Source organism: Methanosarcina spelaei, from assembly GCF_002287235.1.
In the GTDB taxonomy this organism is placed as follows: Archaea; Halobacteriota; Methanosarcinia; order Methanosarcinales; family Methanosarcinaceae; genus Methanosarcina; species Methanosarcina spelaei.
This window is the reverse complement of record NZ_LMVP01000096.1, coordinates 1-8048: the sequence shown is the minus strand read 5'-3', so window position 1 is coordinate 8048 and position 8048 is coordinate 1. Positions and strand designations below refer to the sequence as shown.

The window sequence follows — 8048 nt, the reverse complement described above, 5'->3', positions numbered from 1 at the left end:
CAGAAAGTCCTTTTGTATGAGTCATGAAAACAGGATAAGTTCCAACCATTGTAATATGTGCCTTATCCATTTTGCATTCATAATGAGGATTATAATCAGCGTGTTTGTCGTATCTTGAAGCTTCAAGTGGAGTAGAATCAATTTTAGCTTCCTTTTCCATAGAAAGTTTGAGAAATTGTTCACCTAAAAGCATCATTATTTCATTGACTCCTTCTTCTCCAAGCCTATACTTTACAAAATGATGAAGGGTTCCACCTGAAGGAAGTTTAATCTGACCATTTTCATCAAAAAAAGAAAGCAGGATAGCTTCTTCATCTGTTAAGGAAGAAATGGTTTTATCATATGAAAGTTTTCTGAAACATTTCACAACAAAGAGTTTTATCATAGAAGAAATACTGTATTTAAAGTGCCAACTTTTGTTGGTATAAAAAGTACGTTCGACGTGCTTTGCAATATCGTCAATGCAAAGGAAGTACAGGAAGTGGCAAATCGAAGTGCTTTCTCTGCTAAGATAGTTATCGAAGGAGTCCTCGAAGAGGACTCCTTTGTATAAAATACTGTTTTTCCGCATGAGAACGACATATTTTGCATTACTTAAAGTTGCTACTATTGAATTAAGAAAAGTGCATATCAGAGTTAGTGAAAAAGAGAATAGGTTTTTAAGTCAAAACCCTAATTTGAGATTCTCATCTTCACTAACCGAAACTAAATAACAAAAACCTAACTATATAGGATATATCCAAAATCTATATAAGAAACTTTGTTTATTTATATTTTTGAAGGTATCAAGTGGTCGAATCCAAACTATATAACTAGATCAACACAACTCTCATCTTCAGTAAAAAGCTTCATCTCGGAAGGTAAAATCGATCCAGCGATACCCCAACAGACCTCATTACGGGCTGCAGACATTGGCTCGTCTGCAGCTCACAAGATCAAAAATAGTATCAACAATTGTATAATTGTTTATTTTTGAAATTATTGCAGACAAAGGCTTATATTTTGTACATTTAGATTTCGGTCAGTCTCATCCCTGCAATAAGCCCACAAAAAACATAGGTTTGTGTGCAAACAGGGAGTTTTACTGCTTGGAATTGGCTCTCTTTTTTGATAACTGAAAGATGCGAATTAAATCTCCTAAAGAGATGCTGGGATCGTCAGGGGATGAAGCGGACCAATAATCATGAAGCATTCAAATGAATCGCGCTTCCTAACCTATATTGCAGGATTAAACCCTGGGAGAATTTAGTTTTTGGGACTCCAGTTGAGGTTCAAATGGGTTTATTTATAGCACTTTATGAGCAGACGACTCTGTTCCAAAATCCAGTGATTTTTGCATTTTTGATAGAAAGTCTTAATTAGCAAGAAGAATCCAGTTTTTATCAAAATCGATATTCGCTATCTAAAGACTTGAATCACTAAGTTGTATTACATGGATGGTGACCATTTATAAAATCTAGTGATTTTGAGTTTTACATTCATCACTAGATTTTGGTACTGAGTCTGAGCAGACGCCAGAAAAATATAAAGCCGCTATTGTTCGCCTGATAGAATGAACTAAAAATGCGTTCGCAAACGATATATCGCAGACTGCTGAATGAACCCAGTAGAGCTTATATGCAAATCGAGTAATAATCCAATAGTAGTAATTATTTTTAATTGCATCCTGAAAATCATAACTTTCACTAGGATAGGAGGAGACACCTTGAAAATCGCAGTTGTGGAAAACGAAAACCAGAAAGTAAGTTCAATATTCGAACCAGGATTCATTGCAATATATGAGAAAGACGGCGGGGAATGGAAAGTCCTGAACCGCTTTGAAAACAAAGTTTTCAATGCCAAAGGCATGGCTGCAGTACGCACGGCTGTAGCAGATACAATAAAGCAGCTCGGTGATGTAAAAGTAATTGTTGCAAGTGAAATTCCAGGAATAGCGTCCGGGACTTTTCAAGCAGCAGGTTTTGACATATTCCTTGTAGAAGATAGTGTTTTGAATGTTCTTGACTCGATCAGAAAAGAAATGCTCGAGGCAATTGAGGAACGTCAGAAAGAACCGTCAAAATTTGACATTACGCAGTTTTTGGAACCCGGTGTGAGTAAAGGTGATTTTTCGATTAATATAGAAGACATCATGTTTAAAAATCCGAACATGACTTCTAAGAAAATTCTGATTCCGTATCTGAAAAATGGAGAATTTAATAGGCTGGATGTCATTTGCAGTCATCTTCCGAAATGGTTTGTCACGGATTTAGGTTCCATGGGATTTGAATATGAAATTGTGAACGACTTGCCGAATAAAAAGACTGTTAGAGTAGTACGTATGCAAACTCAATAATCAAAATAAAGGGTTATACTTTTTTGAAAAAATCAGAAGATAGGTAAATCTTATTATCTTTAAGGAAGTAATAATATAATAATGGACGGAAGGGGAGCAGAAAGGGGACCTCTACAACTGGACATAGGCATAGTTGTATCAGGACTTGGAGGAAACTCCAACCAGGAAAGGAATCAATTAAATGGACTTGTTTCCTTTTTTGGTGTTGATTTTGGACTATATATCGGGCCATCGTATAATCCGTTTCGGACTATAGGGCCAAGTGTCGGCATAGGTGTGGTCATAGGTTCTAATGGTTTTCTGGCTGCGAAATTAGGCATACATTTCAAAAGAGCATTCGGTTTAGCTATGCTGTTTCCTATAGTTCCTATTTATGGTAGTACCGGAGCAAGCTTCTTAGCTGCTCTGCCTATTTCAGAGGTAGCTAAAGCTGCAGCAACTATTCCTTTACTGTTAGTTCCGGCAGCTTTCGTATATCAGGGAAATCTCAGAGAATTACGTAGACGCGGAATAGAAACTTTAACAGAACTGAAATCACGTTTACAAGGAAAAAAATACTAATTATAATTCATTGGTCATCGGTTAAGGAAAAATCGTTATCAATTGCATTGATTTTCATAAAATTTGTTAAATTATTCATCAAATGCAAAACTGGAATCTGATATCGATTTCAATTTAAACACTAAACATTTGGGTTTGAGTTTTTCCGTCGAAATCGAGATCAGCAGCTCAAAATCCTTAACCGAATACAAATGAATTATAATTAAACCTGGACTTACTAAATTTGAGTCTATTAAACCTGAATATTAAATCTGAGTCTTGAAATGATACCTGTAAAGCTTTCTTAATCCCTATGTTAGAAATCATCTCACTTTCCCAGGGTACTGCCTCTTTAGTAAGCTTTTGGAAACCAAAAGTTCAGCAGTTAAGGCATTACCCTGACAGAAAGAAGATCTCTACTGCTACCATTATAAGTCGGTTATCTTTTCAGGATATAACCGTACTTTACTGCACCAGGTCCCTCCTCTTCCCGGTTTTAATGAATTTGCCGGATAAGATTATCAGAGGTATAGTGTTCAAAACTCCATCTATGGTGGTATTTATAGCATCGGAAAATAATGTTTTAGGGACAGGCTACAAGGTGTAGACAGAAAAAGACCTTGAAGACAGGTCAGGGTCTGGACAGAATGAAATTAACGAATTAGATAGGAGAAGATATGGACAGCACAACGGAAGTTCAGCCGCCTGTGCCGGTAGTCCGACGGAATGGCTGGTTAAAGGTTTTAACCACAGCAGCAGTCTTCTACGTGCTCTTGCTTATGGCCTTGCTGCTGACGAAGAACTCAAACCTGTTTCCCACCCTGGTAATGGTCGGCAGCTTTATGGTCCCTGTAGCTTATGTGGCTTTCATATACGAGCGCAGGCATCTTAGTCGTCTGACAATGCCGACTGTCTCCCTGGCTTTCCTGTATGGTGGACTATTGGGTATCCTTGCAGCTTCCCTTTTATCACCAATTTTTACCAGTGAATTAAGTCTTGGCTCGACTCTAAGAGTAGGGCTCATCGAAGAATTTGCGAAAATCCTGGGAGTACTGGTGATTGCACGCCATAAACGGCATGACTCGGAAATGGATGGACTGATCCTGGGCGCAGCGTCAGGGATGGGGTTTGCAGCCATGGAAAGTAGTGGTTATGCCTTTACGGCTCTCTTGGCGAGTCATGGAAGCATTTCGGTAACAGTGGAAGTAACCTTACTCCGCGGTTTGCTTTCTCCACTTGGGCATGGGACCTGGACAGCTATTTTAGCCAGCGTGCTTTTCAGGGAAAGCAAAAAGTGTGACTTTCGAATTAACTTACAGGTTATTAGTACCTATCTGCTTGTTTCCATTTTACATGCAATGTGGAACGGATTGCCCCTGATAATCTCTTATATCTTAGGCCAGGAGTTAGGCTTGTTAGGCCAGGGGTTAGGCTTGTTAATTGCGTGGGGTGTGATCGGTGTTGTTGGATTATTTATCCTCTGGATACGCTGGCGAGAAGCAGTCAGGTTACAAATGGTTTTACCACCCGAAGCTGAGGACACTTGTGCCTGAAAAGTGGATTATGTGGAATATTAATCCCAAATTGATACTCAGATGATTTTCAGGACGTAAAATTATGGGGAAGAGTATGAGGTGATCAATTGACAACATTGAACGTTAACAAAAAACCGATTGTTGGCGTGATAGGTCTGGGGATAATGGGAAGTTCTTTTGCTTCGAACCTTCTGTCACGAGGATATAATGTTTACGTATACAACAGGACAAAGGAAAAAGCTCAATAACTTATCGAAAAAGGTACCATTTTCCATTTTACACCACGAGGTCTAGCTTCAGTAACAGATATCGTTATGACCTCACTGCCCTTCTTATTTTTTACCGTTTTCCTTCCATTTTGATCAGAGCAAATTGATGCTTTCAATGATATTGAAATTTTAACTACATTATGTTTGCTAGGGAGCAGGTACAGAGAACAAATAATCGCTTTCAAACAAGAGGGATTTCAACGTAATAAATTGAAGCCGGTTAAAGATGCTTATTAAAAATGAAAAGGATAAAGCATTGTGGCATGATTGGAGAAGTCACTAGTATTACATGACTTAAAAAATATTTAATAGGAGAGATGATCTTCAAAGCCTATCTGAACTAAAAGCCTATGTGAAGTTTTATTATCTGAGCTCTATACCTATTCTTTGAGTGAATTTACTTGAGTAAAAACTTGCTGCATAAACTCATTACTCTTTTGGTTTTGGTGGTCTGACACGTTCACTTTCCAGCCGCTCGATTTCTCTGGTAACATCGTCTGGGGTATTATACTCTATTTCAGGTATTCCCCTGAGAAGATCAAGAAAATCGCTTTCTGCTTCCTTTCCTTCAGCAAACCTGATAAGGTCTTTTCTATTTGCAGGATAACCGATGCCTCTGCCGGTTATATATTCTTTAGCATCACGTGGACCTCTTTTAATAAGTTCACCTCCATAGAGTCGGATAATGTTATTTTTCCCTCTTGGTTATCATCCTCAGATAAATTTATTTTCGGGTATCTAATGTACTAATTGGCCAATTTAAGTGTAGCAGGTGAGAATTATTTACCAGACAATTTGTTTTTGAAAATTCAGGAGACTTATGAGACTTGTTAGCCTCCTGAACTTTTCCGTCAAATGAGAAACTATGATATTTTATATAACATTCTCAATCCTGCAAAAAGCCTGAAAGGAAACTTATGGATTGTTAAATGGTGAAGCTTTCTATTTCGAAATACTCTATAACTGCTCCATCACTACTCCATCACTACTCCATCACTACTCCATCACTACTCCATCACTACTCCATCACTACTCTATCTTGAAGAGCCTATAAACAACTTCAAATTTTGACGTTCAGCAGAATCTACTTTTAAGATTTAGCTCCCGTTTGACGGCTGATTTACTTTAAAACGAATTTAAATTTTTTCAAGTTCTTTGACAACTTCATCAATGCTGGCATATTCCTTGTCTGGAAGCATACCAAGGTTCTCCAGTAATGGATCAGCCATCGCACCACTGCTTTTTGCTTGTTGAATTATCTCATTTTTCTTTGCAGGAAATTTTACATTTTGTAATACATGCTGAATATCCATAGGAACTATTTCCATAACTTTTCCCCCTTAAACTCAAGTTAGTCTCCTCTATGTTTTCTAAAATTGTTATTGGTTTATTTTTATCTAATAAGCTATTTAGTTGTCGAACTTCCTTGAAATAGCATTTCACGAATATTTCTCTTACTCTTACAAACTTTGGGCAGTACTAAAAGATGTTCAACCATATAGACCTTCGTTCTATTTCAGGTATGTACCTTGAAGCTTAGAATATCGCTCTTTGCCTACTTTTTTTCAGCAAACCTGACAAGAGGATCTTCCTTGCTGGACTTTATAGGTAGGTTAACCTCAATAGATTCGGGTAGTTATCACTTCCCTCGGTTGACCACCTCCACTAATCATTATGTCCATAATTATATAAAAATAATTCAACTAAAACATTTACTGGAGGATACTTATTGTTTTTGGGGCAAAGTATTCGTTTATACTGGAAACTTTATGACTAACCGAATAAGTTCTGTTAATTGAAAGTTAGGTAAAAATGAATTAGAATGCAAAACAGAAAAACTAAGCTATGAATATTTTTAATTTTAAGGTTGATGCAAAAAACTGGACCGTGAGGAAACTATTTCCAGATTCATTGGTCATCGGTTAAGGAATTTTCTTACCTGAAAGCTATCGATTTTGTACAGAAACTGGCTTTAAAAATAGGTTAAGTTAGTCGGTTTTCAACATTTTTGTTATAGAAGTCTCCTGCTGGCTTATTTTTCAGGAAATTTATACTCTGCAATATAATTTTATGCTTTGTAATATCTGAGATCTACAGGAATGGATATATCGAGATCTACAGGAGTGAATATATCTGAGATCTACAGGAACAGTTTCTGTAACTTTTGCCCTTTGCTCTGTTAGAGATTGAGCTCATCCCAAAACCAATTTCTTTCCCAATATATTATACCCTAGATTCGGCAGGTAAACATATAAGTTAATATAATTATTCTCACATCTTTTTTCTTGATTTTCCATGGCAGACAAAAACAACAGTCGACTAGTCGAATCCTCAATAAAACGTACAAGATTTTTAGGTCACCTTGGTCTCATTGCTGGAGTTTTCCGAGAACTTGAAGTTGACAAACTGATCGATGAGAAACTCCCAAAGGAAAGGGATCACAAGATTCCTCACTCAGTCTGCATCCTTGCCATGGTACTCAATGGTCTTGGTTTCATAGGTCAACGTCTATACCTTTTTCCTGACTTTTTCAGGAATATTTCTATAGAAAGACTTTTTGGAGAAGGTGTAACACGAGAAGATCTGAATCAATATGCTATCGGAGAAACTCTTGACAGAATCGTAAAGTATGGTCCTACAAAACTGTTTACGGAAATTGTTCTTCACATTATGAATCGTCTACCTATTCCTGTCCATTGTTTACACGCTGACACTACAAGTGTCAGCGTTTATGGTGATTATCAAGACGAAGAAACGGAGTCTATTGATATCACTTTTGGAATTCCCAAAAACGGAAGATGGGATCTCAAACAATTTGTGCTAAGTTTGATTGTAAATCAGCATGGAATACCCCTTTTTATGAACACTCATTCAGGGAATGCTTCCGACAAAAGCACAATTCTGGAAGCAATAAAGTCTCTCAAATCAGCTTTAAGTCCTGAAAGCAAAGTGTACTATGTAGCTGATAGTTCCTTTTACACTGACAATAATATCAATAATATAGGAAAGTCATTCTGGATCAGTCGTGTTCCTGCAACAATTAATGAGGCAAAGGAACTGCTAACTGCAAATCTAAACCTGAAGCCACTGAAAAGCGATGAAAGATACTCATTTTATCAAACCTTTGTTGATTATGGGGGAGTCAAGCAAAAGTGGGTTTTGTTGCTTTCTCATAAAATGAAAGAAAAGAAAGAGATAACTCTCAGAAAGAAGCTTCAAAATGAACTTGAAAAAGCAGAAAAGTCGCTTAAAAAACTGGTAGGAGAGGACTTCTTCTGTGAAGAAGATGCATTAAAAGCAGCAGAAAAATGGACTGCAGATTTCCCTTCTATTGTGTTTGAAAAAGTAGATTTGAAAACCGTTAAAAAA

8 protein-coding genes and 1 pseudogene are annotated in these 8048 nt (G+C 37.2%); 6 read left to right on the top strand and 3 right to left on the bottom strand.

Features of this window, described 5'->3' with window-relative positions; translation table 11 throughout:
• Nucleotides 1-571: pseudogene (locus ASJ81_RS06690) on the bottom strand (ISNCY family transposase); the annotation flags it as partial.
• 1134 nt (nt 572-1705) lie between these two features.
• Here ASJ81_RS06690 and anfO point away from each other — a divergent pair.
• From anfO to ASJ81_RS06665, 5 genes are all read left to right on the top strand, one after another.
• On the top strand, nt 1706-2335 hold the full coding sequence (anfO, locus tag ASJ81_RS06685) for a Fe-only nitrogenase accessory protein AnfO (protein ID WP_170943224.1): 630 nt from the start codon (nt 1706-1708) through the stop codon (nt 2333-2335).
• Between the two features lie 81 nt (nt 2336-2416).
• Complete coding sequence (locus ASJ81_RS06680; protein ID WP_095643804.1) at nt 2417-2896, top strand: hypothetical protein; 480 nt, start codon at nt 2417-2419, stop codon at nt 2894-2896.
• A 292-nt stretch (nt 2897-3188) separates the two neighbouring features.
• Nucleotides 3189-3482 carry a hypothetical protein gene (locus tag ASJ81_RS23235; RefSeq protein WP_095643803.1) on the top strand — a complete coding sequence of 98 codons (294 nt, stop codon included), beginning with the start codon at nt 3189-3191 and terminating at the stop codon, nt 3480-3482.
• Between the two features lie 70 nt (nt 3483-3552).
• Nucleotides 3553-4428 (top strand): PrsW family intramembrane metalloprotease, encoded by an 876-nt coding sequence (locus ASJ81_RS06670; RefSeq protein WP_095643802.1) that lies wholly within the window; start codon nt 3553-3555, stop codon nt 4426-4428.
• An 89-nt stretch (nt 4429-4517) separates the two neighbouring features.
• Nucleotides 4518-4658 carry an NAD(P)-binding domain-containing protein gene (locus ASJ81_RS06665; protein ID WP_095643801.1) on the top strand — a complete coding sequence of 47 codons (141 nt, stop codon included), beginning with the start codon at nt 4518-4520 and terminating at the stop codon, nt 4656-4658.
• 450 nt (nt 4659-5108) lie between these two features.
• On the opposite strand, the gene ASJ81_RS24560 is transcribed toward ASJ81_RS06665, so the two are convergent.
• Both ASJ81_RS24560 and ASJ81_RS06655 read right to left on the bottom strand, forming a co-directional pair.
• Nucleotides 5109-5291, bottom strand: a complete 183-nt coding sequence (locus tag ASJ81_RS24560) for a DUF2795 domain-containing protein (RefSeq protein WP_369334791.1) — start codon at nt 5289-5291, stop codon at nt 5109-5111.
• Between the two features lie 524 nt (nt 5292-5815).
• Entirely contained in the window at nt 5816-6007 is a 192-nt protein-coding gene (locus ASJ81_RS06655; protein ID WP_095643800.1) for a DUF2795 domain-containing protein, read from the bottom strand.
• A gap of 967 nt (nt 6008-6974) precedes the next feature.
• Between ASJ81_RS06655 and ASJ81_RS06650 the strand changes: the two genes are divergently transcribed.
• On the top strand, nt 6975-8048 hold a 1074-nt coding region (locus ASJ81_RS06650), incomplete at its 3' end, for an IS1634 family transposase (RefSeq protein ID WP_095643524.1).

Coding starts and splice junctions, on each gene's coding strand:
- ASJ81_RS23235 (WP_095643803.1), top strand. CDS start 3,189: ATGTTAGAAATCATCTCACTTTCCCAGGGTACTGCCTCTTTAGTAAGC.
- ASJ81_RS06655 (WP_095643800.1), bottom strand. CDS start 6,007: ATGGAAATAGTTCCTATGGATATTCAGCATGTATTACAAAATGTAAAA.
- ASJ81_RS06680 (WP_095643804.1), top strand. CDS start 2,417: ATGGACGGAAGGGGAGCAGAAAGGGGACCTCTACAACTGGACATAGGC.
- ASJ81_RS06670 (WP_095643802.1), top strand. CDS start 3,553: ATGGACAGCACAACGGAAGTTCAGCCGCCTGTGCCGGTAGTCCGACGG.